The following is a 23,286-nucleotide window of genomic DNA, read 5'->3' as shown; positions in this document are numbered from 1 at the left end:
CACCCGGTTGCCCTTCATCCTCATCGTGGTTCTGCTGGCGCTTAGTACGTGACGCTGACGTTAATGGTGTCAGTGTAAGTGCCCGGTACGACCGTGACGCTGTTACCGCCGCCCTGGATACGGCCATAAATGGTGTAGTTGCTTACCCCGCCCGTGGTTGAGGCGGCCGGAATGGAGGCGTTATTGGCGATAACGTTCTGGAAGGCGCTATCGCTGTAGAGGCTGTAGGCCACCCCCTGCGCGGTGTTGGTGGTATTGACCAGATAACGCCCCGGCGTCCCTGGCGTACCGACGACGGTGCCTGGGGCCTGATTGGTGCTGCCCGTTATCTGTACGGTGTATTCGGGCGTGGTGCACTGAATAGAGAAGGTGTTGCCGCCGCCTGCGCCGGCCAGCTGAGTCGTCAATGTGGAGAAGGTGGCCGGGCTGGTCCCGAAGTTCAGGGTACCGAAGTTAATCCCGTTCTGGCTCGGCGAGCCGTTGATCAGACAACCATTAGTCAGCGTTAAGGTTGCGCCGATGGTCCCGCTACTGGTGACCGCAAAGCTTACCGGCGCGCTCAGCATCATGCCGGCACCGAAGATAACCGCTAACAGACGTGTTTTCATCGTGTTTATCCTCAAACTCTCAACGGAAGTGATGCTGTGCCGGACCGGGATGACCACCTGAACCATAAAGCGCAGCGCGTCAGACGAGACGCTAATCTGAAATTTAGTTTATGTTTCAAAACATCACAAAAGTTGTAAAAAGTATCAGTGAGGCTGAGTGAGAGGAGATAAACAACAATGATAACAACCAGTTAAACAGTTTTTGAGATTTCAGAATGTAAATGGCAAATGATATATTGATTTATATGTGACATTCATCACGTTTTAAACGGCAATTCCTTCCAGAGCGCCTGCTCCTTGTTCGCGACGCAGGGCGCGGCCCGACGCGATGTTCCCGGATAGCAGGCGAAAAAAAGGGGCGCTTACGCGCCCCGTGCCACTGCTTTTCTTGTTGTCACGCCACGCGGGCGGTTGCGCTGTCAATCAGCTCCATCTCTTCGCTGTTGAGCAGCTTCTCAATGTGTACCAGAATCAGCATACGTTCGCCAATAGCGCCGAGGCCGGTCAGGTATTCTGTGGAGAGCGTCACAGCGAATTCCGGCGCCGGGCGGATCTGTTCGGCGGTGAGGGACAGGACGTCGGAGACGCCGTCAACCACGATGCCGACCACACGCTGGCCGAAGTTCAGAACGATCACCACGGTGTTTTCATTGTATTCCACATCGCCCTGCTCAAACTTCACGCGCAGGTCAACGATAGGCACGATAACACCGCGCAGGTTGGTCACGCCTTTGATGAAAGACGGCGTGTTGGCAATGCGGGTTACCTGATCGTAACCGCGGATTTCCTGCACTTTCAGAATATCGATACCATATTCTTCGTCGCCCAGGGTGAATACCAGGAACTCCTGGCCAGACGGCTCGCCGGCCAGTTTAGTGACGTTGCTCATACCGGTCATATTACTTACCTTTTCTACGATAGTGGCTTCAGGCGGCGGTCGGCGCCATACGTTGCTCACGGTTTAAACTTTGCAGCGCGGATACATCAACAATCAGCGCCACGCTACCATCGCCCAGAATCGTGGCGGCCGAAATACCCGGCACCTTGCGATAGTTACTCTCAAGGTTTTTCACGACGACCTGGTGCTGACCAATCAGCTGATCGACCAGCAGTGCATAACGGCGGCCGGCGCTTTGCAGGATAACGACAATGCCCTGCGTCGCTTCGGTTTTCGCCCCTTGCACATCAAAGACTTTCCACAACTCAACCAGCGGCAGATATTCGCCGCGCACTTCCAGTACGCGCTCGCCGCCTGCCAGCGGATGCAGATCTTCTTCACGCGGTTGCAGCGATTCCATTACCGCGTTCAACGGCAGAATAAAGACTTCTTCGTTTACCTTAACCGACATGCCGTCGAGGATCGCCAGCGTCAGCGGCAGCAGGATACGGATTGTTGTGCCCTGGCCCTGACGGGAAGCGATTTCAACATGGCCGCCCATCTCCTGAATGTTACGTTTCACCACGTCCATGCCGACGCCACGACCGGAAACATCGGTCACCTGCTCCGCCGTGGAGAAGCCAGGGGCGAAGATGAGCATGCCCACGTCTTCATCGGTCATGCTTTCGCTGACGGCCATGCCCTGAGACATCGCTTTCGCCAGAATACGCTCACGGTTCAGGCCTGCGCCGTCGTCGGTCACTTCGATACAGATATTGCCGCCCTGATGCTCTGCGGAGAGGATCAGGTTGCCTACCTGGGATTTACCCGCGGCCTCGCGTTTTTCCGGCGACTCGATACCGTGGTCAAGACTGTTACGCACCAGGTGCGTTAACGGGTCGATAATGCGTTCGATCAGGCTCTTGTCGAGTTCGGTGGAACTGCCCTGCAGCGTCAGTTCAACCTGTTTGCCAAGCTTGCTTGCCAGATCGCGAACCAGACGCGGGAAGCGGCTGAAGACGTATTCCATCGGCATCATACGGATGGACATCACCGATTCCTGAAGATCGCGGGCGTTACGTTGTAACTGACTCATGCTGGTGATCAGGTCGCCATGGGTGACCGGATCAAGCTCATTGGAGCGCTGCTGGAGCATAGACTGGGTAATCACCAGCTCGCCCACCAGGTTAATCAGCTGGTCAACTTTCTCTACGGCCACGCGGATACTGGTGTTTTCTTTTTCGCGGGCCGGTTTGTTCTGCTCGGCGCGCGGCGCGCTGGCGGCAGGCGCTTTGGCTACCGGTGCGGCAACCGGCGCGACGGCCGCAGGCGCTGCCTGGACCTCCGGCTCAGCCGGCGCGGCAGGCGCTGCTTCGGCGGCGGGCAGCGGCAGGAATTCAATCTGATCGCCTTCGATGACAAAGCAGAGCACCGCGGTGATGTCATCCGCGCTGGCGCTGGTCTCGAGGGTGGCGACCAGATAATCCTCACCCTTTTCAATCTGGCTTAAGGCGCCGAGATTGCCGAGCTCTTCCTGCAAGAGTTCCGTCTCAGTGCCTTTGAGTTTGCCAAGCTTTATGCGCAGCTTGCCGCCATCCGTGGTTGCGGCAGGCGCAGCGGATTCGGTTTCGACAACAGAAAGTTTCGCCGCCGCCGCAGGCGCTTCGCCTTTGGCTTCGAGCGCCAGTTGGCGCAGCGCCTGACAGATATATTCAAAGCTGGCTGCGTCCGGCTCCGAAGAGCTTTTATAAGCGTCAAGCTGTTCCTGCATAATATCTTTGGTTTCCAAAAACAGGTTGATGATGTCGGTGTTGAGTTGCATTTCACCCCGACGTGCTTCATCCAGCAGGTTCTCCATCAGATGGGTGGTTTCCTGCAGGATGGTGAAGCCAAAGGTCCCCGCACCACCCTTAATAGAGTGTGCGGCGCGGAATATGGCATTTAGCTGTTCGGCATCCGGCGCCTCGGGCACCAGATCGAGCAAATGCTGCTCCATGTCAGCTAACAGTTCGTCAGCCTCATCGAAAAATGTTTGATAAAAATCGCTAATATCCATACTCACGCTATCACCTCGTAACCGGTTGGGACGGTGTTGGGTTTGAGGCCGGGGGGACGGCGCCCGGTTGTTGTAATACGCTCAGTGACTCATTTTCGCTTTCGGCGTTTTCATGCACGATGGCATCTTCCGATTGCTTGTTAAGTACCAGCAAACTTATGCGGCGGTTCAGGGCTTCATTCGCACCTTTCTCCGCCAGGCGCATCGTGGCGGCCATGCCGACCACGCGCAAAACTTTGCCATCATCAAGCCCGCCGATAACCAGCTCGCGGCGCGACGAGTTAGCGCGGTCTGCCGAGAGTTCCCAGTTGCTGTAACCGCGTTCGCCATTCGCGTACGGGAAGTCATCGGTGTGGCCTGACAGGCTCACTTTATTCGGTATTCCGTTCAGCACCGGCGCGATGGCGCGCAGGATGTCGCGCATGTAAGGCTCGACTTCGGCGCTGCCGGTTTTAAACATCGGGCGGTTCTGGCTGTCGATAATCTGAATACGCAGCCCTTCCTGCACCAGATCGATGCGCAGATGCGGGCGCAGCGCGCGCAGTTTCGGGTCGGCCTCGATCAGCTGATCCAGATCGCCGCGCAGTTTCTGCAGGCGGTTACGCTCCATGCGTTTTTTGAGCTCATCAATATTCGGCTCTTGTTTTTTCACTTCGCCTTGCGTCTGCGTGACATCATCCCCACCCCCGGAATCGGGCTATCGCTATCCGCGATGCGATGCCCGCCGGTGATGGCGGCCGACAGCGGCGTGCGGAAATATTCCGCAATCTGCGTCAGTTCCTTCGGACTGGAGATGGAGATAAGCCACATCACCAGGAAGAAGGCCATCATGGCTGTCATAAAGTCGGCGTAAGCGATTTTCCAGGAGCCGTGCGAACCGCCGCCGTGCCCTTTATGCTTGCGCTTTTTTACGATAACGACGGGGTGGTTGCTGTTTTTCATGCGTCTTCTGTCACCTGCTGCTGGTTAGGCGATTTCACCGCGCGAACGTGTTCATCCAGTTCGGTGAAGGACGGACGCTCGCTCGAATAGAGCGTCTTACGACCAAACTCTACGGCGATAGGCGGCGCGTAACCGTTAAGGCTCGACAGCAGCGTCACTTTCACGCACTGCATCATCTTGGTGGTTTCAGCGCTCTTCTGACGCAGCACGGTGGCGAGCGGCGAGACAAAGCCGTACGCCAGCAGGATGCCGAGGAACGTCCCCACCATCGCGTGCGCGATAAGCGCGCCGAGTTCCGCCGCCGGACGGTCTGCGGAGGCCAGCGCATGCACCACGCCCATAACCGCCGCCACAATCCCGAACGCCGGGAGCGAGTCACCCATCAGCGCCAGGCTGTTAGCCGGCACTTCCGCCTCGCTTTCGTGCGTTTCAATCTCTTCGTCCATCAGCGCTTCAATCTCAAACGTGTTCATGTTGCCGCTGATGATGAGGCGCAGATAATCGGTGATGAACTCCAGCATGGTGTTGTCCGCGAGGATGCGCGGGTAGCTGGTGAAAATCTCGCTCTCTTTCGGGTTCTCGATATCACGCTCCAGCGAGAACATGCCCTGCTGGCGCGATTTGGTCATCAGGCGGTACAGCAGTGCCATCAGATCCATGTACATACTTTTGGTGTATTTCGAACGGCGAAACAGCAGCGGCAACGCTTTTACCGTGCCCTTAATCGCTTTCCCGTTGTTACCGACGATAAACGCACCCACACCCGCTCCGCCGATGATAATTAATTCAGCAGGCTGATAGAGTGCACCAAGCTCCCCTCCGGTCATCATGTATCCACCGAAGACTGTTCCCAGAATGACCAGGTAACCTATTAAAATCAGCACGACATCATCCTTCCGCTGTTGGCTATGGCGAGGACGTTCAGGTGAGCAGAAAACGTTGCCGGTTTAAGTTAGGAAAAAAAAAGCAGCGGCCTTTTGGGCCGCTGCTGGAGTGGTTTTCCACACCTATCCGGTTAAACGGCCTGTTCGACCTGTTCATCCAGCAGTTGTGGAATAATATCGGCAGCATCTCGCGAAAGTTTACGTCTTTTTACGGCGCGAGACGGTGGTTGGCACAGGCTGCATGCGAAGCTGCCAACCGGCTGGTGTGCATGGGTAACAAAATTGCCGCCGCAGCTGTTGCAGCGAGATAATTCAAGCATTCCGCTGTCCACGAAGCGGACCAGCGTCCAGGCGCGAGTCAGCGCCAGCAGCGGGCCTGCGTCATTTTCTTGCGGGCATTGCTCCAGGTACAGACGGTACGCTTTGATAACAGCGTCAACGCCTGAACATAACCCGGTGCGCAGCAGATACTGCCATGCGTTACAGAACATCGATGCGTGGATGTTCTGCTCCCAGGTCATGAACCAGTCCGTGGAAAAGGGCAACATACCTTTTGGCGGCGGGCTGCCCCGCAGCTCTTTATAAAGTTTGATGAGTCTACCGCGGCTAAGTTGCGTTTCACTTTCCAGCATCTGTAAACGTGCGCCAAGGGTAATGAGTTCCATGGCGAGCTGGATATCACGGGCTTCCTGAACAATGCTCTTGTCGGTCATAGATTACGCCCTTTTCTTCCTGGCGACGTCTTCGGTGCCATTGGCCTCGTTGAGCAGACGCGTGGAGAGCAAAATACCGGTGTGGATCTGTTGCAGATCGTCTACGCGTGATTCTTGTGTTAAACGCGTAATCGACTGATGATCCTGGAAGCGGAACTGACAGACAAGCTGATTGGTTTCAGCCAGTTTCACCATCTGCGGAAGCGTCAGGTCGCCAAGCGTGGACGCCATCTCTTCGCTGATACCCAGGCGAAACATCGCAGACGCTTTATCCTGACTAATCAAGCGCTGTGCAAGCAACAAATATGACAGGTTGATGTCGTAGATATGTTTCAGCAACTCGGATGTATGCATTTTTCCCATCCAATAACAAACTATTATTTTAACGCGGCTACGCCGCACCCCGTGATGTCGCCGGGCAAATCCCGGTAAAAAAATAAATCGTTACGGCCAAAATGCATCGGTGAAACCAGACTTGTCGGTGAAACATTGTTCCCGTCAAATTCGAGTTATCCCTGGCAGGCTCCGTGCACGCCTTTCATCATTTCCTTACACTTACTTAAGATTTTTCCTAAATCGAGCAAATCGTACTCGGCGGACACCGTTCACACAATGTGCTTATGAAGAGAATTTGGAAAAAGTGTGACGAGTATCACACATTTTCGGAAAAAGTCACTAAAAAACCATCAGAATCGCTTTTCTTTTGTACAAAAAATAGACAATCAAGCGGCTTGCAATGCGTAAAATTCCGAATATTCATTCATCCTTAACTAGGATGTAGCATCCGGTCATACTTTCATTTCGTAACTATTTGACATCACCTGATCACGTAAAGTCACTATAAAAGAAACAGTACTATTCGAGGAGTACTTAAATCAACTTAATGAATAAAAACAGTGAGTTGCTTCAAAGAAATGCAAGCATGCTAATGATGTTATTTTGAACGGAATGCCAGGAAATTTGTGTCAGGGCGCGCCTCACGGCGAAGTTACAAGATGTTACCAGACAGAAATAATGGTTAAATTATTCCTTTGATAAGAATACCTAATGTATTCAGAAGAGGCGTTTCACCGTTCTTAAAGCGGCTTCACATTCTTTCGTGGCACGTCCGTCGTACTATTTCATCATTGCTGCTTCCTGCAGTTTTCTCTGGCGAAAGGACATCACTATGAGCTATTCCCATGTACTGGTTGCCGTGGCTGTTACGCCCGAAAGTCATCGCCTTATCAGGCGGGCGGTTTCTCTTGTGAAACCGGTAAACGGCAGTATCACCCTTATTACTATCGCCACAGATCCGGAACTCTTTAATCAAATGTCAGCCCCAATGCTCGAAAACTTGCGCGACGTCATGTATGAGGAGACACAAACGTTCCTGGAAGCCCTGAAAAACGGGGCCGGATACCCGATCGCAAAAACCATCATCGCCAGTGGTGAACTCGGAGAATATATTCAGGATATATGTGAGAAAGATGACATCGACCTGGTGATTTGCGGGAATCACAACCACAGTTTTTTCAGCAAAGCGCTGTGCTCAGCGAAAAAAATCGTCGCCACCAGCAGAACCGATCTTCTGCTGGTGGCGCTCGATTAGTATGGCGTCCCCGGGCGGGCGCCCGGGAGGGCGAGATGGCCCGTCAGGCCAGTTTCGGGAAGGTCGCCACTTTATTCTGCAGCTCGCGTTCAGGGCTGCGTGGCGATATCTGCTTTAGATCCTGGATAAAGGCCTCCTGCCAGTGGTTGATGTCGTTTTTACGGACAATCTCCAGCATCTCACTGTGGCGCGCGATACGCTCGGCGAGCGGCATTTTCAGCGCACGGTCAAGCGCGGCCGCGACATCATCGCGATCGTAAGGGTTAACCAGCAGCGCGGCGGTCAGCTCATTGGCGGCGCCGGCAAACTGAGACAGCACCAGCACGCCCGGATTTTTCGGGTCCTGCGCCGCCACGTACTCTTTCGCCACCAGGTTCATCCCGTCGCGCAGCGGCGTCACCAGGCCCACATCGGAGTAGCGGAAGACTTTCATCAGCAGCTTGCGGTCGAAATGCTGATTGAGGTAATAGAGCGGCGTCCAGCCAAGCTGACCATATTTGCCGTTGATACGCCCGGCTTCGGTCTCCAGCTGATGACGAATATCCTGATACGCCTGGACATCGCCACGCGACGTCGGCGCAATCTGGGTATAGCGGATTTTACCGTGGTGCTCAGGGTATTTCTCAAGCAGCGTCTCAAACGCCTGGAAACGCTCCGGCAGCCCTTTGGAATAGTCCAGGCGCTCCACGGAGAAGATATTCTTCACGCTGGCAAGCTCAGCCTTAAGCTGGGCCAGCTTCGGCGGCAGCGGGCCTGCGGAGGCCTGCGCAATCTCTTCCGGTTCAATACCAATCGGATAGACTTGCGTGCGGAAGGTTTTACCGTAAGCGGTATGGTCGCCGTCGTTGCTGGTGGAAAGGTGCGTATGCATCGCCAGACATTCCAGGAAGGCGACACGGTCATTTTCCGTCTGGAAGCCCAGCAGATCGTAATCGCACAGTTGCTCCAGCAGCTCGGTATTCGGCGGCAGCGCGTTGAAAATTTCCGGAGTCGGGAACGGGATATGCAGGAAGAACCCGATGCGGTTATTCACGCCGCGCTTGCGCAGCTCGCTTGCAAACGGCAGCAAATGGTAATCGTGGATCCACAGGTTATCGTCAGGCTCAATCAGCGGTTTGAGCTTATCCGCCAGCAGGCTGTTGACGCGCAGATACCCTTCCCACGCTTCACGCTGGAAGTTCACCAGATCCAGACGGTAGTGGAACGCAGGCCACAGAACGCCGTTGGAGAACTGGTTGTAATACTGGTCGTGATCCTGTTCGCTCAGGTTAAATGACGCCCAGGTAATGTTGTCACGGGTGACTTTTTTAAGCGGGGCATCCTCATTGCCGATTTCACCGCTCCAGCCAAACCACAGGCCGCCTGCTGCTTTCAGCGCTCCCAGTATCCCTACCGCGAGGCCCCCCGCGCTGCTCTTTTTGTCATCCGGCGGGGCGATACGATTAGATACTACGACTAAGCGACTCATAGCCTTCTCTCCTTTTATTTGACGTTTTTTTTTCTTGTTCTTGAACTAATTGTTCCAGCCACGCGTGGACCGCCGGGACATCGGCAAGTTGCCACTTCGCCTGGGTGTCCCCCTGCCCGACTTTCACGCTAATGCCATTAAGCTGGTTTACGACGTAAAACCCGGCTTCGTCGGTGAGATCGTCACCCACAAATACCGGTACGCGGCCTGCGAACGGCGCTTCATTCATGAATGCCTCGATAGCCGCGCCTTTATTGATGCCCAGCGGTTTTAACTCCACTACGCATTTGCCCGGTTGCAGCCCCAGCTGCTTATGTTCGCTGGCGATGCCTTCCGCCAGCGCCAAAATCTGGTTTTCATACTCCGGCGCGCCGCGATAGTGCAGCGCAAACGCCATCCCTTTTGCCTCAAGCTCGGTGCCAGGCATCTGTGAGAGCGCCGCTTCAAGACGCTGATGCAGATGCTCTACCAGCGATTCCGGCAGCGACACGACATGGCTCTGACCACGGATATCACGACGCTCGGCACCGTGGACCCCGGCCAGCGGAAAATGGTGCGGCGCGGCAAGCTGGTCCAGCTCCGTCATGGAACGTCCTGAAATCAATGCCAGGGCTCCGTCATTCATGTCGGCGAGTTTTTGCAGCAGGCGACGAACATCGGAGGGGATGAACACTTGATCGGGATGCGGCTTGATGTCGGCAAGCGTGCCGTCAAGGTCGAAAAAAAAGGCAAGATTATCGCGGGCTACGGGCGGTACTGCTAACACTTCGTCCACCAGTGTTTCCTCCTATCCTTACGGGTTAAACAGCTAACCCTGAGGTTATCTGATAGTTTTACTGACCGTGTAAGTATAGACAGTGTGACGAGTGTCGCCATTCGGCAACGCCTTCCGACTGTCTGAAAAAACAGGTCGGAAGGCGTTTTTGCGAGGATTTAAGACGGGTCAAAACGCATTATGCGACGCGTTTCGCTTTCTGTTTGTAACGGTCGAAAATCACCGCCGCAAGCAGGATCAGCCCGCGTACCACGTACTGCGCAAACGGGGAGATATTCAGTAAATTCATTGCGTTTTCAACGGTGCCAAGGATAAGAATACCCGCCACCACATACGAGATTTTTCCTATGCCGCCTTTCAGAGAAACGCCACCCAGCACGCACGCCGAAATCACGATCAGCTCATAACCGATGGAGGTCATCGGCTGGCCGCTGGTCATACGCGAGGCGAGAATAATGCCTGCCGCAGCGGAGACCAGGCCCGAGAGCACAAAGATAATGATTTTGGTGCGCACCACCGGCACGCCCGCCAGACGCGCGGCCTCTTCGTTGCCGCCAATCGCCAGCGTATTACGCCCGAAGGTGGTTTTATTCAGCAGGAAGCCGAACACGATAAGACAGGCGACCGTCAGCCAGATAGGCGCCGGCAGCCCGAGCCAGTTGGCATAGCCGAGGGTAAAGAAGCTTTCGTCTTCGATGCCGACCGCTTTACCGTCAGAGATGATGTACGCGAGGCCGCGCACAATCTGCATGGTGGCAAGCGTGGTGATCAGCGCGTTGATTTTAAGCTTCGCGATGACAAAACCGTTGACCAGGCCGCTCGCGACCCCAAGCAGCAGGCCCGCCGCGACGCCCAGCCACAGGCTTTCAGTCATGTTGATGACTACCGCCGTGGTGACGCCCGCGCAGGCGATTACTGACGCCACGGAGAGGTCGAAATCCCCGGAGGCGAGGCAGAACAGCATGCCGCAGGCCACCATCCCGGACATCGAGATAGCCAGCCCCAGGCCTTTCATATTGATAAAGGTGGCGAAATTCGGCACGAAGATAGCGCAGGCAAGGAACAGCACGGCGAAGACCACCAGCATGCCGTACTGATCCCAGATGCGACCCACGGAGAATGAGGACTTCGGCGCACCGGATGTAGTTAGTGATGACATAATTTCTCCTTACTTAAGCGACAGCCTGGCTGGTTTTAGGCATAGCGAGGCTGAGCGCCGTTGATTCGCTGGCCTCCTCGTGCAGTAATTCACCGGCGATTTCGCCTTCGCGCATCACAAGAATGCGGTCGGCCACGCCGAGGACTTCCGGCAGATCGCTGGAGGCGAAGAGCACCGCCACCCCCTGCGCCGCCAGCGCGTAAATCACGTTGTAGATTTCATGCTTCGCCCCGACGTCAATGCCGCGGGTCGGCTCATCAAGCAAAATCACTTTCATCTCTTCCGACAGCCAGCGGCCCAGAATCGCCTTCTGCTGGTTGCCGCCGGAGAGATTCATAATCAGCTGCTCAGCGCCAGGCGTTTTAATATTCAGCGAGCGAATATGATGGCGGGCGTTTTCCTGCTCCCAGCCATTGTTGATAAGACAGCCCGCGCTGATGTGTTTGCGTCGCGCGCTGATGTTGATGTTGTCCTGCACCGAATGCACCGGAATGATGCCGTCGGCTTTACGGTCTTCGGGGCAGAGCATCATGCCCGCGCGAATGGCGTCGCCCGGCGCGCGGATAGCGATAGGTTTACCGTCGATCAGCACCTGGCCGCTGGTAATGCGCGTGCCGCCAAACATGCCTTTCATTAACTCGCTGCGCCCGGCGCCCACCAGCCCAAACAGGCCGACGATTTCGCCGCTCCTGACGCTTAAGCTCACCGGCGCGCGTACGCCCGGCGCTTTCACCGCGTCGAGACGCAACCGCTCCGGGCCATAGTCGCGCGGCTGCCAGCCATAGATATCCCCCAGATCGCGCCCAACCATCGCCTGCACCAGGCTGTCGTTGTTCACCTGCTGCATATCGCTGAAGGTACGCACGTAGCGGCCATCCTTGAAGACGGTGATGGCGTCGCTTAAGGCGAAGATCTCTTCCATGCGGTGCGACACATAGAGAATGACGCGCCCTTCTTTGCGCAGCTCGCGGATAACGCGGAACAGGTGTTCAATCTCACGCGCCGAGAGCGAACTGGTCGGCTCGTCGAAGGCGATGATTTTGGCGTTGCGGGCCAGCGCTTTGGCGATTTCCACCATCTGCCACTGGCCGATGGAGAGATATTTCAGCGGGGTCTGCGGGTCGATATCGAGCCCCAGATGCTCCAGTTGCAGCTTCGCCTCGTAGTTGAGCAGCGAGCGGTTGACTATCCCGGCCTTGTGAGGGATCTGGCCCAGATAGATGTTTTCCGCCACGCTCATCTCCGGCACCAGATGCAGCTCCTGGTAGATGATGGCGACGCCCGCGTTGAGCGCCGCCGTGGTGTCGCTAAAGGTGACTTCTTCGCCTTTGATGGCGATGGTGCCAGTGGTCGGCGCGTAGTTGCCGCTGAGAATTTTTAACAGCGTCGATTTACCGGCGCCGTTTTCGCCCATCAGCGCATGAACCTGGCCTGCGTGGCAGTCAAAGCTGATGTCCGAAAGCGCCTTCACACCGGGAAAAGTTTTCCCGATGCCGCGAAACGAGAGATAGGGTGAAGATGTCTGCATGATACCTCCGGGCCACTCAAAAAGCGGGCGCGCAGGCGCGCCCGAACCGCGATAAATCGCCCATTACTTGCCGCCGAGACCTTTTTTCGCCAGTTCTTCTTTAAAGTTGTCGCGGGTGATCAGCACCACATCGGTGACTTCGGTGAACGTCGGCGGCTCGGCGCCTTTGGTCACCCAGTTGTAGAGCATTTCGCTGGATTTATAGCCGTGAACGTCCGGGCTTGGCAGCAGCGAGCCATAGAAGCCGGTCGCCTGCGCTTTGGAAAGCTCGCTCACCGCATCCACGCCGTTGATGCCGATGCCGATAACGTCAGCCGCTTTAAAGCCCTGCCCTTCGGTCGCGCGCACGCCGCCCAGCACGGTGTTGTCGTTCATGCCGACCACCAGCCAGTGTTTCACTTCCGGATGCTGAACGAGCATAGAGTTGGCGGCGTCAAACGCGCCGGGGATATCGTTGGATTTAGTCGGTACTTTGTAGATCTGTTTTTCCGGGAAGCCTGCCGCTTTCAGCGCGTCCATAGAGCCGCTGGTGCGGCGGCGCGCGGTGTCGAGTTCATCGGCGGTAATCGCCATCACGCCGGTTTCTTTCACATCCCAGCCGCGTTTCTGCATCTCTTTATAGAGTTCCTGCCCCTGGCGCTCGCCGATTTTGGTCGCGGCCATCATTACCAGCGGCACGGTTTCCATCGGTTTGCCTTTGGCCGTCACAAACTGGTCATCCACGGCGATGACTTTCATATCGTAGCCACGCGCCTTGGCGACAATCGCCGAGCCGAGTTTCGGGTCCGGCGTACAGATAACAAAGCCTTTCGCGCCGCTCGCCGCGAGGCTGTCGATGGCGTTCAGGGTTTTCTCGCCATCCGGCACCGCAATTTTGATTACCTCAAAACCCAGGTCCTTACCGGCTTTATCCGCGAATTTCCATTCGGTCTGGAACCACGGTTCTTCAGGCTGTTTCACCAGAAAACCGAGCTTCATGGTCTCGGCGATAGCGGATTGTGACATAACGGCAGCGAGCCCAATGGCCGCCAGCGCTTTAGTAAATTTGTGCATGGTTATCTCCAGCTTTAGCTTTCTTTTATGCAGGGTAAAAACCTGAAAGGTTCTGTTAATCGGACAGAAAACAACGTATTAGCCGTTCCCTCCCGGAAGCGGCGAACGCTGGAGATAGTTTTAGCGGGAAATTAATTCTCCATAGGAGAGCGAAATCACATCATGGAATTACAGTGATTGCGTACATAAATACAGCAATATCGGGCATAAATCTGACCCGATATGTATGATGATTAAAGAGGGGTTTAGCAGATATCTCCATAAGCCCAGCCGGGGAATCCCTGAGGGCTACCAGAGTGTGACAAGACCGCCTTCAGTGCCAAAGAGCGGATCGCGTGACGGCTTCGCGACCTGGGCCACATTTTTGCGCGTTTGCGCCAGTTGCGCAGGCTCATCAAGGAATTTATCGGGCGATAGCCCTTCCGGGTAGGCGCCTGCGGCCATGAAATCGGCGCTGGCGTCAATTTGCTTATGACCCACACCCGCCGGGATCAACACCGCATCGCCCGCGCGAAGGGTGACGACTGGCCCCGCTTCGCCGCCCAACTGGATCTGCGCCTCTCCGGCGTAGATGCCGAGCACCTCATGGGTGTTAGTATGAAAGTGGGTATAAGTAAACACCGGATAGCGCCAGCGTGCCGGCCACTGGTGCTGCGCGAAGCGCTGCTCAAACCAGACCGCCGCATCGTCCGCGTCGGCGGGCAGCGCCTGGCGATAAAGCAGCACCGGCAGCGCGTTGTTCGGCACGCCGCCGCAGGGCTCGCGCAGATAAAGGGTTTCACACGGTTGCGTCATACTTTCCTCCTTATCGCGAACAAAGGTTAAGTATAGCCCGCCGCGCCGCGCGGCTTTACCAGGGGTAATAGATATGGTCGGCGTGTTCGCGCGCGGCGGGCTCATCGCCGGTAAGACGTGACGCCACCGTCAGCGCAAAATCAAATACTCGCCCCAGCCCCTTGCCGCTGATGAGATTGCCATCCTCAACGACCGGCGCATCCACATACTCGCCATCGCGCACGTCCTGCCACAGATCGCCCGAGCAGACATAGCGGCGGCCTTTTAAGAGGCCATTCGCGCCGAGCACGCGCGCGGCGGCGGAGCAGATGGGGCAGATGAGCTTTCCGGCGGCGTCGTGGCGCGCCACAAACGCGATAACCTGCGGGTCTGCCGCCAGATTTACGCTGCCCTGCGGGCCGCCCGGCAGCACCAGCGCGTCATAGGTGTCTTCGAGACGCTCCGCCAGACGCGCATCGGCCACCAGCGGAATGGCGTGGTAGCTTACGACAGCGCGCGTATCGGCGCAGGCGAGCGTGTCGACCTCAATGTTCAGCCGCCGTAATATATCGATAGTGACAATCGCTTCTCCTTCTTCAAACCCTGGCGCCAGCAGCACCGCCGCTCTTTTCATTTCTCGCTCCTTATACGTGAATAAACCGTGCCCGGCACGCCGGGGGTTTAATAATGAAACAATGTTTCAAAAGTATTCCGGCGCTGCGTCACGTTTTAAGAAAGAAACGGTTGGAGTGGCAAATAGCCACAGTTATACCAGGCTTAATACATCAGGGAACGATAATGCACGCTTCTCAATTATGACTGACGAGTGGCCACCCGCCGGGAACTGGCGGACCCGCGCTCACCCGTCGCGGTCATTGACCGTTCCCCTTATCTCCTCAATAAGGATATTTATATGGCTCCCCCCGGCGTAGTGCAGAAACTGAATGCTCAAATGAATCAGGAATTTTATGCATCGAACCTGTGCCTTTATTACAGCGACTGGTGCGCGCAGCAGAGCCTGAACGGCAGCGCGACGGTGCTGAGACAGCAGGCGCAGCACAACGTCACCCAGATGATGCGGCTGTTCGATTACCTTAAACAAACCGGCGCGAACCCGGTGGTCGGCGCGCTTAAGTCGATGAAACCCGACTGCTCAAGCCTTGAGGCGATTTTTCGCCAGATGCAGGATGAGCTGAGCGGTCGCCATGCGGCGCTGGCGCGTCTGATGAGTGAAGCGCAGGCGGCGCATGACGACGCGATGCTCGCCATGCTTGGCGACTTCGAACAGGAGTTGCGGCTGGATGAAGCGCTGCTCGCCACCATCCTTCATGAACTGACCCTGGCGCGTCAGGCCGGGCTATGCGCCGAAGAAGGCGGACCAGCGCCTGCTGGAGATGATGGAACAGACCCACTGATTTTCACTCAGCCCCGCGCCCTCGCCCGAGGGCGCTTACGTTTCTCCCCTGCCTTTTCCTCGCCTTTCGCTGCAATGTTAGCGCTAGGTTAACAATGTATTGTTTTTGTTATGTTTTTATAAATCCGATCTGGCTCCCGTTGATTAACCGCACAATTTGTAATGCTTAAGCGATTCACCCAACATTGCGTGGCAGGAGCCTTATGATCACCCTTGAATTTATCGTCATTATTCTGTGCTTGCTGGCGGGAACCCGTTTCGGCGGAATGGGGCTTGGCCTCATCAGCGGCATCGGTCTGTTTCTTTTAACGTTTATCTTTGGGCTGGAGCCTGGCAAGCCGCCGGTGGATGTGATGCTGACCATCCTTGCGGTGATTGGCTGCGCCGCCACGCTGCAAACCGCTGGCGGCCTGAATGTGATGATGCAGTTCGCCGAGCGGCTGCTGCGCCGTCACCCGCAGCACATCACGCTGCTGGCGCCGCTCACCACCTGGACGCTGACCTTTCTGTGCGGCACCGGGCATGTGGTCTACACCATGTTCCCTATCATCGCGGACATCGCGCTGAAGAAAAATATTCGCCCGGAGCGGCCGATGGCCGTGGCGTCCGTCGCCTCGCAGATGGCGATCACCGCCTCGCCGGTGTCGGTGGCGGTGGTGTCGCTGGTGTCGATTCTTGGCGCGCAGCATGGCGTCGGGGAGGCCTGGAGTATTCTGGAGATCCTCGCGGTTTCCGTACCGGCCTCGCTCTTTGGCGTACTGATTGCCGCGCTCTGGAGCCTGCGTCGCGGTAAAGATTTAAAAGACGACGAGGCATTCCAGGCGCGCCTGCGCGATCCGAAACAGCGTGAATACATTTATGGCGGCAGCGAAACGCTGATGAACCAGCGCTTTGACAAACATGCCTGGTGGTCAACCTGGATTTTCTTCGCCGCGATAGCGCTGGTGGTGCTGCTCGGCGCGCTGCCTGCGCTGCGCCCGGCGTTTGAGGTGAAAGGCAAAATCGCCCCGCTCTCCATGAACCTGGTTATCCAGATGATGATGCTGATTGCGGGCGCCGTGATGCTGGTGGTCTGCAAAGTGAACGCGGCGTCCATTTCCAGCGGGGCGGTGTTCAAGGCCGGGATGGTGGCGATTTTCTCGGTGTTTGGCGTGGCGTGGATGAGCGACACCTTTTTCCAGGCGCATCTCGACGAGCTGAAGCTGGTGCTGGAAGGCGTGGTGAAAAGCCATCCGTGGACCTACGCGATTGTACTGTTCCTGGTCTCAAAACTAGTGAACAGCCAGGCGGCGGCGCTCACCGCTGTCGCGCCGATGGGGCTGATGCTGGGCGTTGAGCCCAAAATGCTGGTGGCATTTTTCCCGGCGTCTTACGGCTATTTCGTTCTGCCCACCTACCCAAGCGATCTGGCGTGCATTGGTTTTGACCGCTCCGGCACCACGCGCATCGGCAAATTCATTTTAAACCACAGCTTTATTCTGCCCGGCCTGATTGGCGTAAGCTGCGCCTGCGCCGCCAGCTATCTGCTGGTGCAACTGTTCTTCTGACCACGTTTTTTACCAGTGCGGCCTGCGGGCCGCCTGCACAAATCTTCCAGACTTTTGTTAAAGACTCGTTATGCTAGAGTTTCCTTTCACAGGAGACGCTATGGCTAAAGACTGGATAGAATTACGTCAGCACGCTGATACCGGCATCGAAACCATTCGCGCCCATTTTGAAGGCCACGCCTACGATCCACACTGGCACGACAGTTATCTGGTGGGCATCACGCAGTCCGGCACCCAGCAGTTTCACTGCCGCCGGGAGCGGCATCAGAGCACGCCGGGAGCGGCGTTTTTGCTGGAGCCGGGCGAAACCCACGACGGCGACGCGCCGCTCGCGGGCGGCTTTACCTATCTCACCTTTTATCTTGATGAACGCTGGCTGCGAGAAACGCTTGGCGGGCTTTACGCCGCCGTACCGGATAGCTACGAGCTGCACTTTGCAAAGACCATTGCCCGCGAGCCCGCGCTGGTACAGGCGATCGCCTCGACGTTTACGGCGCTGCATCACGATGAGATGCGTATTGTGCAGCAGGGTGTAATGGATAATCTGTTAAGTCAGCTGACGCGTCACTGTCAGTGGCGCAAACGGCTGCCGGGCGACATCCGCGACGCGCAGATGGCCCAGCGCGCCCGCGACTACCTCTGGGCGCACCTTGGCGATAATATCGGGCTGGCGGAACTGGCCGCGGCGCTCGGCACCGATCGCTTTACATTGTCGCGCACGTTTAAACACGCGTTTGGCATGGCGCCCCACGCCTGGCTGGTGCAGTTGCGCCTCGCCCGCGCCAGATCACTGCTCGCGCGCGGCATGACGCCCGTGGATGTGGCGGCGGCGCTCGGTTTCGCCGATCAAAGCCATCTTGGACGCTGGTTCCAGCGCGCCTACCGGCTCTCCCCGGCACACTACCGCAGGCTGTGCACAAATCTTCCAGACGTCAGCGGGTAAGCGCCCGAAGATAGAGGCTCAGACAACGGGAGATGCCATGAGCCTGCTTACACAACAACTGCCTTTCTTATTCTTTGCCTTTGTGGCCTCTATTACGCCGGGGCCGACCAATATTCTGATCCTCACCAACAGCCAGCGCTACGGTACACGCGCGTCGCTGCCCGCGGTGCTCGGCGCCTGTTTCGCCTCCAGCGCCATTGTGCTGCTGTGCGGCGTCGGGCCTGGCGAAGTGCTGCGCCACGCCCCGTGGCTGGCGCGCCTGATGGCGCTCACCGGCGCGTTGTGGCTGAGCTGGATGAGCTGGCAGTTGTTCACCTCGCCCGCGGTAGCGCTCTCGGGCGAGGCGACAAAACCGTTCGGCGCCCGCGCGGCGGCGGCGTTACAGCTGATTAACCCGAAAACCTGGATGATGGCGATGGCGGTCGTCACGGTGTTTGCGCCGCATAATGGCCGCGCGCTGACTACGCTCGGGTTTCAGGCGCTGGGCTTTCTTGTGATTTCGCTGGCGTGTCTCGCCGCCTGGGCCTGGCTTGGCAGCGGCGTGCATCGGGTGTTTCGCAGCGACAAAGCGCTGGTGCGCTTTCAGCGGCTGATGGCGCTGTGGCTGTTCGCCTGCGCCTGGATGGGATTTTTTAACTGACAACGGCCCCGACGGGGCCGTTTTGCTTAGTGCGCTTCGCTCTGCGGGGTAAAGCGCAGTTCAATCAGCGCTACCGCTTTCTGAATGGCGCGCAGCGTCACCGGATCGGCGGAAGGATGGCCGGAAAAATCGATGCTTTTCAGCTGGCTCGCCATTTTGTCGCGCACTTCCACCGGCGCGATGACGTCGATAACGTCGAGGATCTGTTTAATCACCAACTGGCAGGCGACCACGTCGGAAACCAGTTCATCTTCGGCAGTGAGGGATTGTGACATTGCGTTCTCCTTAGCGTGAAGCGGCACATAGTAGCGGCAAAGCCCGGCGATTGCGAACCCGGCGCGCGAAACGCGTAAAAATGAACCGTGATTTCAGAAAACGAAAAGCGAGGGTTTCAGAACGTTGCGAAGGCGGGTATAACGGGAGTCGCAGACATAAAAAAACCTGCCATGCGGCAGGTTTTTTATCAGAACATCCCGCCCGGCGGAACGTCTTTAAAGGTTTTGCAGTAGTTTTCAAACATGCTTTTGAGGATTTTACGCAGTTTCATGGCGTGCTCCGGTTTTATTCATTCTGGTTAGCGTGTTGCTTCCGGTCAATAATATGACTTGCGTCACAAAAATCAACCATTTTGTGATTAAAATCACGTCTCATGGTTAATGAAAATGAGCACAATGTTAATAAAATGCTGTTAATTCCGGCGCTTAGTCACTGTACTTTTTGGTGAATTTTACAAAAAAATTTTAGGGAGCAGGCATGGGGCAGAAGACGGCGAAAGCAGGCGCAGGCGGAGTCTCTCCCGCCGCGCTGCTGGTGGCGGGCGCCTTTTTTATGGAATTTCTCGACGGAACGGTGATCGCCACCGCCCTGCCGACCATGGCGCAGACCTTCGGCGTCGAAGCCGTCGCGCTTAATATCGGCATCAGCGCTTATCTGCTGACGCTCGCGGTATTGATACCGGCAAGCGGCTGGATTGCCGATCGCTTCGGCGCGCGTAAGGTGTTTACGCTGGCGCTGGGAATTTTTACCGGCGCCTCGGTGCTGTGCGGGCTGGCGAATTCGCTGGAGATGTTCGTGCTGATGCGCGTATTGCAGGGCGCGGGCGGCGCGCTGATGGTGCCGGTCGGGCGCCTGGCGGTGCTGCGCGTGACGCCCAAACACCAGCTGATTACGGCCATCGCCACGCTGACGTGGCCCGCCCTGGTGGCGCCGATTATCGGGCCGCCGCTCGGCGGATTTATCACCAGCTATGCGAACTGGCGCTGGATCTTCTTTATTAACCTGCCCGCCGGGCTTATCGCGATGGCGCTCGCCTGGCGCCTGATTCCTGACCATCACGACAATGACCGCCGTCCGTTCGATACGCCCGGTTTTCTCGCCACCGCGCTGGCGATGGTAGCGCTGGTGTGCGCCATGGAGATGCTGGCCGCGCGCGACGCGAACGGCCTGTTCGCGGGCGCGCTGTTGCTGGCGGGCTGCGGCGCGCTTATCTACGCGCTGCGCCATTTTCGCCGCGCGCCGTTCCCGATGATCCGCCTTGATGCCATGGCGGTGCCGACGTTTCGCGTCACGATGTATGGCGGGTCGCTGTTTCGCGCCTCTATTAGCGCCGTGCCGTTTTTATTGCCGTTGCTGTTTCAGGTGGGTTTCGGGATGGACGCGTTTCATTCGGGGTTGCTGGTGTTGGCGGTCTTTGCGGGCAACCTGACTATCAAGCCCGCTACCACGCCGCTCATCCGCTGGCTGGGCTTTAAAAAATTGCTGCTGATTAACGGTCTGCTGAACGTGCTGGCGCTGCTCGCCTGCGCGCTGCTGACGCCCCAGACGCCGGTGTGGCTTATTCTGCTGATCCTTTTTCTGGGCGGCGTCTTTCGCTCGATTCAGTTTACCGGCATCAGTACGCTGGCGTTTGCGGACGTGCCTTCCGGCGAGATGAGTTACGCCAACACGTTGTTCAGCACTGCCACGCAGCTCGCCGTGGGGCTTGGGGTGACGCTCGGCGCCATCGGCATCCGCCTTGGCGAGGTCGTCAGCGCGTCCTTTTTCACTGGCGATATTCCGGGCGTGAGCTTCCGGCTGGCATTTGTGATAATTGCGTTGATAAGCCTGGCGGGAATGATAGATACGCTGCGCCTCGCCGCGCATGCCGGGCATAGCGTCTCCGGCAAACAGGCATAAAAAAAGCCAGCCCGCGGGCTGGCTTTTTCATCAGGCTTTATCAGCCAAGGATTTCACGCACGAAACCTTCGATCGCTTTATCCTGGCAGTTATCAAAGAAGCACTGCTGGAAACGCTCGCCGGAAACGGCGGTTTTTACCAGTTCAGGATCGATGGCGCGCAGGGTATCAAGATAGTTCTCTTTCACCACAGCGGCTTTCACCTGATTCAGGATACCCGCGTTGCGCACCTGCGGCTCTTTACGCTCCGGCGGATAGCCCTCGCCGTTGCGGCCGGTGAACGCTTTTTCAAAGATGAAGCGCACGTTGAGTTCGGCGCCCCAGCCAAAGCCTTTCGCGAACGGCAGCGCCAGCGCGTTGCCGTTGTTGATCTGCGCGAACAGGAACGCGTCCGCCGGATCGATGCAGTAGCCGCACACCACGCCCGGATGAATATTCAGGGACATCAGCGCGCCCTGCCCGGTGCCGCAGCCGGTAACCACGAAATCCACCGCTCTGGAATTCAGCAGGATGCTCGCCATAATCCCGAGGTGAATGTAGGTCAGATGATGATCGTTCTCATCGCTCATGCCGACGTTGTACACCGGGAAGGCTTTTTCATCCGCCACCGCTTTCAGCTCTTTATAGATGATCGCGTTTTTGGCCGCCTGACTGTTTTCCATCATCAGTGCAATTTTCATTGGGTTGTCTCCTGAAAAGGCTATGAATAGCAAACTGTGCATTCACCATACTATTCACCAAACGCACTTTCAAATTAAATGAAAGATTGTTTTAAAAAATAGAGTGGTGCTCACAGTTTTCTTTCAGGCCCGGTTTTTCAGAAGGTTTCCCAGTTCGTTTCCGTGGCGACCGCTTTCGGCGCGCTAACGCCTGCTGGCGATGGACGCACAAGCGACGCGGCAGCGGCAGGCTTCGCGCGCTCCGTCTGACCGCGCAGGCGGAACAACCCGACCACTTCGGTCAGGTGTGCAGCCTGACGCTCCAGATCGGCGGAGGCCAGCACGGATTGCTGCACCAGCTGGACGTTCTGCTGGGTTACGGCATCCATTTCTTTCACCGCGATGCCCACCTGGCTGATGCCGTCGCTCTGCTCGCCGGACGCGCTGGCAATCTCGGCCATAATGTCGTTGACCTGACGCACGGCGGCCAGGATTTCATCCATCGCCTCGCCCGCCTTTTTCACCTGACCAGAGCCGGTCTGAACATTACTGACCGATTCGTTAAGCAGCGTTTCTATCTCTTTCGCCGCCTGCGCGCTGCGGCTCGCGAGATTGCGCACTTCACCCGCCACCACCGCAAAACCGCGCCCCTGCTCACCCGCGCGCGCGGCTTCCACCGCGGCGTTGAGGGCCAGAATGTTGGTCTGGAACGCGATGCTGTTAATCACATTAGTGATATCGACGATTTTGCTGGAGCTGCTGGAGATGCGCGACATGGTTTCCATCACCTGCTTCACGGATTCCCCGCCCGTCTGCGCGGTGCGTGTGGCGTTACCGGAAAGCTTACTGGCATGGCTCGCGTTTTCCGCGTTGAGTTTTACCGTGCTGCTGAGTTGCTGCATGCTGGAGCTGGTCTGCTCAAGCGCCGCCGCCTGTTCTTCCGAGCGCGTAGAGAGTTCTGTATTGACGCCCGACACATCCCCCGCGTGGCTGCGAATCGTTTCAGCACTGACGCGAATGGCAGTAACGGTTTTCTCCCAGTTATCCTGCATCCGCTGAATATATGGCACCATCAGCCCGACGCAGTTGCGCCCGAGATCCTGAAGCTTCACCTCCAGATTCCCGTCCGCCAGCACGTTCAGATGGCCGCGGATGATCTCCACGGGACGCACCAGGCAGAAGTAGAGATAACGCTCCATCAGAATGGTGAGGGTAATACTGCCCACTACCGAGAGGACTAACAGGAGCTGGGCGGTGTCGACCCAGCCAGCCTGCTCGGCGTTCAGTTTAAGACTATTTTCCAGGTGATGTAGAAACCAGAGCGTCGCTCCGGAGACCCCCACCCAGGCGATGGTGGATAAGAGCAAGACCCATACCACCATCGCGCGGATTTTAACGTTGCGAATAAAGTTCATAGTGTCGATTCCCGGTGTTTAAGAAGCCGTCCCTGAGCGAAGCATGACGGTATCTGTCCCGGTCCT

22 protein-coding genes and 2 pseudogenes are annotated in these 23,286 nt (G+C 56.9%); 6 read left to right on the top strand and 18 right to left on the bottom strand.

Going from position 1 to position 23,286, the window contains the following annotated elements; all coding sequences use genetic code 11:
• Positions 1-41 precede the first annotated feature (41 nt).
• The 7 genes and pseudogenes from AB8W27_RS08015 to flhD form a co-directional block, all read right to left on the bottom strand.
• Positions 42-608 (bottom strand): spore coat protein U domain-containing protein, encoded by a 567-nt coding sequence (locus tag AB8W27_RS08015; RefSeq protein ID WP_007769792.1) that lies wholly within the window; start codon positions 606-608, stop codon positions 42-44.
• A gap of 394 nt (positions 609-1,002) precedes the next feature.
• Entirely contained in the window at positions 1,003-1,506 is a 504-nt protein-coding gene (cheW, locus tag AB8W27_RS08010) for a chemotaxis protein CheW (protein WP_004384891.1), read from the bottom strand.
• Between the two features lie 28 nt (positions 1,507-1,534).
• On the bottom strand, positions 1,535-3,541 hold the full coding sequence (cheA, locus tag AB8W27_RS08005) for a chemotaxis protein CheA (protein WP_041923687.1): 2,007 nt from the start codon (positions 3,539-3,541) through the stop codon (positions 1,535-1,537).
• A 10-nt stretch (positions 3,542-3,551) separates the two neighbouring features.
• A pseudogene (gene motB, locus AB8W27_RS08000) lies at positions 3,552-4,483 on the bottom strand (flagellar motor protein MotB).
• Complete coding sequence (gene motA, locus AB8W27_RS07995) at positions 4,480-5,367, bottom strand: flagellar motor stator protein MotA (protein ID WP_007769777.1); 888 nt, start codon at positions 5,365-5,367, stop codon at positions 4,480-4,482. Before motA ends, motB begins: the two are co-directional and overlap by 4 nt.
• A 131-nt stretch (positions 5,368-5,498) precedes the next feature.
• Positions 5,499-6,080, bottom strand: a complete 582-nt coding sequence (gene flhC, locus AB8W27_RS07990) for a flagellar transcriptional regulator FlhC (RefSeq protein WP_015741651.1) — start codon at positions 6,078-6,080, stop codon at positions 5,499-5,501.
• A gap of 3 nt (positions 6,081-6,083) precedes the next feature.
• Positions 6,084-6,434, bottom strand: coding sequence for a flagellar transcriptional regulator FlhD (gene flhD, locus AB8W27_RS07985; protein WP_015741652.1), 351 nt, complete (start codon positions 6,432-6,434; stop codon positions 6,084-6,086).
• Positions 6,435-7,248: 814 nt separating this feature from the next.
• Here flhD and uspC point away from each other — a divergent pair.
• Positions 7,249-7,671 carry a universal stress protein UspC gene (uspC, locus tag AB8W27_RS07980; RefSeq protein ID WP_015741653.1) on the top strand — a complete coding sequence of 141 codons (423 nt, stop codon included), beginning with the start codon at positions 7,249-7,251 and terminating at the stop codon, positions 7,669-7,671.
• Between the two features lie 43 nt (positions 7,672-7,714).
• Here uspC and otsA read toward each other — a convergent pair whose 3' ends face one another.
• The 7 genes from otsA to AB8W27_RS07945 all read right to left on the bottom strand — a co-directional run bounded on the left by otsA (position 7,715) and on the right by AB8W27_RS07945 (position 15,062).
• Complete coding sequence (otsA, locus tag AB8W27_RS07975) at positions 7,715-9,139, bottom strand: alpha,alpha-trehalose-phosphate synthase (RefSeq protein ID WP_015741654.1); 1,425 nt, start codon at positions 9,137-9,139, stop codon at positions 7,715-7,717.
• A complete protein-coding gene (otsB, locus tag AB8W27_RS07970; protein ID WP_007769773.1) occupies positions 9,114-9,914 on the bottom strand; it encodes a trehalose-phosphatase in 801 nt (266 codons plus the stop codon). The genes otsA and otsB overlap by 26 nt, the downstream gene beginning before the upstream one ends.
• Positions 9,915-10,092: 178 nt before the next feature.
• A complete protein-coding gene (araH, locus tag AB8W27_RS07965) occupies positions 10,093-11,073 on the bottom strand; it encodes an arabinose ABC transporter permease AraH (protein WP_007769772.1) in 981 nt (326 codons plus the stop codon).
• 13 nt (positions 11,074-11,086) lie between these two features.
• The gene (gene araG, locus AB8W27_RS07960; protein WP_041923688.1) at positions 11,087-12,601 is read right to left on the bottom strand and encodes an L-arabinose ABC transporter ATP-binding protein AraG; all 1,515 of its coding nucleotides are present in this window, start codon (positions 12,599-12,601) and stop codon (positions 11,087-11,089) included.
• A 63-nt stretch (positions 12,602-12,664) separates the two neighbouring features.
• Positions 12,665-13,654, bottom strand: coding sequence for an arabinose ABC transporter substrate-binding protein AraF (gene araF / locus AB8W27_RS07955; RefSeq protein WP_041923689.1), 990 nt, complete (start codon positions 13,652-13,654; stop codon positions 12,665-12,667).
• Positions 13,655-13,942: 288 nt separating this feature from the next.
• On the bottom strand, positions 13,943-14,449 hold the full coding sequence (locus tag AB8W27_RS07950) for a cupin domain-containing protein (protein ID WP_015741657.1): 507 nt from the start codon (positions 14,447-14,449) through the stop codon (positions 13,943-13,945).
• A gap of 55 nt (positions 14,450-14,504) precedes the next feature.
• On the bottom strand, positions 14,505-15,062 hold the full coding sequence (locus AB8W27_RS07945; RefSeq protein ID WP_015741658.1) for a DJ-1/PfpI family protein: 558 nt from the start codon (positions 15,060-15,062) through the stop codon (positions 14,505-14,507).
• Between the two features lie 279 nt (positions 15,063-15,341).
• On the opposite strand from AB8W27_RS07945, the pseudogene AB8W27_RS07940 reads away from it, so the two are divergent.
• The 4 genes and pseudogenes from AB8W27_RS07940 to AB8W27_RS07925 all read left to right on the top strand — a co-directional run bounded on the left by AB8W27_RS07940 (position 15,342) and on the right by AB8W27_RS07925 (position 18,972).
• Positions 15,342-15,843 (top strand): annotated as a pseudogene (locus tag AB8W27_RS07940) (non-heme ferritin-like protein).
• Between the two features lie 202 nt (positions 15,844-16,045).
• The gene (locus AB8W27_RS07935; RefSeq protein WP_041923690.1) at positions 16,046-17,389 is read left to right on the top strand and encodes an anaerobic C4-dicarboxylate transporter; all 1,344 of its coding nucleotides are present in this window, start codon (positions 16,046-16,048) and stop codon (positions 17,387-17,389) included.
• A 100-nt stretch (positions 17,390-17,489) separates the two neighbouring features.
• A complete protein-coding gene (locus AB8W27_RS07930) occupies positions 17,490-18,332 on the top strand; it encodes an AraC family transcriptional regulator (protein WP_015741661.1) in 843 nt (280 codons plus the stop codon).
• Positions 18,333-18,369: 37 nt separating this feature from the next.
• Positions 18,370-18,972: a LysE family translocator gene (locus AB8W27_RS07925; RefSeq protein ID WP_041923691.1), complete on the top strand. Its 603-nt coding sequence runs from the start codon at positions 18,370-18,372 to the stop codon at positions 18,970-18,972.
• A 26-nt stretch (positions 18,973-18,998) separates the two neighbouring features.
• Here AB8W27_RS07925 and AB8W27_RS07920 read toward each other — a convergent pair whose 3' ends face one another.
• Positions 18,999-19,247, bottom strand: a complete 249-nt coding sequence (locus AB8W27_RS07920) for a DUF2766 family protein (protein ID WP_007769747.1) — start codon at positions 19,245-19,247, stop codon at positions 18,999-19,001.
• A 188-nt stretch (positions 19,248-19,435) separates the two neighbouring features.
• Positions 19,436-19,519 (bottom strand): stress response protein AzuC, encoded by an 84-nt coding sequence (gene azuC / locus AB8W27_RS07915; protein WP_004136622.1) that lies wholly within the window; start codon positions 19,517-19,519, stop codon positions 19,436-19,438.
• Between the two features lie 206 nt (positions 19,520-19,725).
• Here azuC and AB8W27_RS07910 point away from each other — a divergent pair, with 206 nt between their 5' ends.
• Positions 19,726-21,147: an MFS transporter gene (locus AB8W27_RS07910; RefSeq protein WP_015741663.1), complete on the top strand. Its 1,422-nt coding sequence runs from the start codon at positions 19,726-19,728 to the stop codon at positions 21,145-21,147.
• A gap of 40 nt (positions 21,148-21,187) precedes the next feature.
• Here AB8W27_RS07910 and AB8W27_RS07905 read toward each other — a convergent pair whose 3' ends face one another.
• Together AB8W27_RS07905 and AB8W27_RS07900 are read right to left on the bottom strand one after the other, a co-directional pair.
• Complete coding sequence (locus tag AB8W27_RS07905) at positions 21,188-21,826, bottom strand: RpiB/LacA/LacB family sugar-phosphate isomerase (RefSeq protein ID WP_041923692.1); 639 nt, start codon at positions 21,824-21,826, stop codon at positions 21,188-21,190.
• Between the two features lie 137 nt (positions 21,827-21,963).
• Positions 21,964-23,220 carry a methyl-accepting chemotaxis protein gene (locus AB8W27_RS07900; protein ID WP_041923693.1) on the bottom strand — a complete coding sequence of 419 codons (1,257 nt, stop codon included), beginning with the start codon at positions 23,218-23,220 and terminating at the stop codon, positions 21,964-21,966.
• Positions 23,221-23,286 lie beyond the last annotated feature (66 nt).

This window comes from Cronobacter turicensis (genome assembly GCF_041222865.1).
GTDB classification, from domain to species: Bacteria; Pseudomonadota; Gammaproteobacteria; order Enterobacterales; family Enterobacteriaceae; genus Cronobacter; species Cronobacter turicensis.
This window is presented reverse-complemented; position numbering and strand designations above follow the sequence as displayed.

Bases quoted from the DNA above. Each gene is read 5' to 3' on its own strand.
- cheA (WP_041923687.1), bottom strand. From the start codon at position 3,541: ATGGATATTAGCGATTTTTATCAAACATTTTTCGATGAGGCTGACGAA.
- AB8W27_RS07910 (WP_015741663.1), top strand. From the start codon at position 19,726: ATGGGGCAGAAGACGGCGAAAGCAGGCGCAGGCGGAGTCTCTCCCGCC.
- AB8W27_RS07935 (WP_041923690.1), top strand. From the start codon at position 16,046: ATGATCACCCTTGAATTTATCGTCATTATTCTGTGCTTGCTGGCGGGA.
- otsA (WP_015741654.1), bottom strand. From the start codon at position 9,139: ATGAGTCGCTTAGTCGTAGTATCTAATCGTATCGCCCCGCCGGATGAC.
- araF (WP_041923689.1), bottom strand. From the start codon at position 13,654: ATGCACAAATTTACTAAAGCGCTGGCGGCCATTGGGCTCGCTGCCGTT.
- AB8W27_RS07930 (WP_015741661.1), top strand. From the start codon at position 17,490: ATGGCTAAAGACTGGATAGAATTACGTCAGCACGCTGATACCGGCATC.
- AB8W27_RS07950 (WP_015741657.1), bottom strand. From the start codon at position 14,449: ATGACGCAACCGTGTGAAACCCTTTATCTGCGCGAGCCCTGCGGCGGC.
- araH (WP_007769772.1), bottom strand. From the start codon at position 11,073: ATGTCATCACTAACTACATCCGGTGCGCCGAAGTCCTCATTCTCCGTG.
- uspC (WP_015741653.1), top strand. From the start codon at position 7,249: ATGAGCTATTCCCATGTACTGGTTGCCGTGGCTGTTACGCCCGAAAGT.
- AB8W27_RS07905 (WP_041923692.1), bottom strand. From the start codon at position 21,826: ATGAAAATTGCACTGATGATGGAAAACAGTCAGGCGGCCAAAAACGCG.
- flhD (WP_015741652.1), bottom strand. From the start codon at position 6,434: ATGCATACATCCGAGTTGCTGAAACATATCTACGACATCAACCTGTCA.
- cheW (WP_004384891.1), bottom strand. From the start codon at position 1,506: ATGACCGGTATGAGCAACGTCACTAAACTGGCCGGCGAGCCGTCTGGC.
- AB8W27_RS07925 (WP_041923691.1), top strand. From the start codon at position 18,370: ATGAGCCTGCTTACACAACAACTGCCTTTCTTATTCTTTGCCTTTGTG.
- flhC (WP_015741651.1), bottom strand. From the start codon at position 6,080: ATGACCGACAAGAGCATTGTTCAGGAAGCCCGTGATATCCAGCTCGCC.
- AB8W27_RS07900 (WP_041923693.1), bottom strand. From the start codon at position 23,220: ATGAACTTTATTCGCAACGTTAAAATCCGCGCGATGGTGGTATGGGTC.
- araG (WP_041923688.1), bottom strand. From the start codon at position 12,601: ATGCAGACATCTTCACCCTATCTCTCGTTTCGCGGCATCGGGAAAACT.
- AB8W27_RS07945 (WP_015741658.1), bottom strand. From the start codon at position 15,062: ATGAAAAGAGCGGCGGTGCTGCTGGCGCCAGGGTTTGAAGAAGGAGAA.
- AB8W27_RS07920 (WP_007769747.1), bottom strand. From the start codon at position 19,247: ATGTCACAATCCCTCACTGCCGAAGATGAACTGGTTTCCGACGTGGTC.
- AB8W27_RS08015 (WP_007769792.1), bottom strand. From the start codon at position 608: ATGAAAACACGTCTGTTAGCGGTTATCTTCGGTGCCGGCATGATGCTG.
- azuC (WP_004136622.1), bottom strand. From the start codon at position 19,519: ATGAAACTGCGTAAAATCCTCAAAAGCATGTTTGAAAACTACTGCAAA.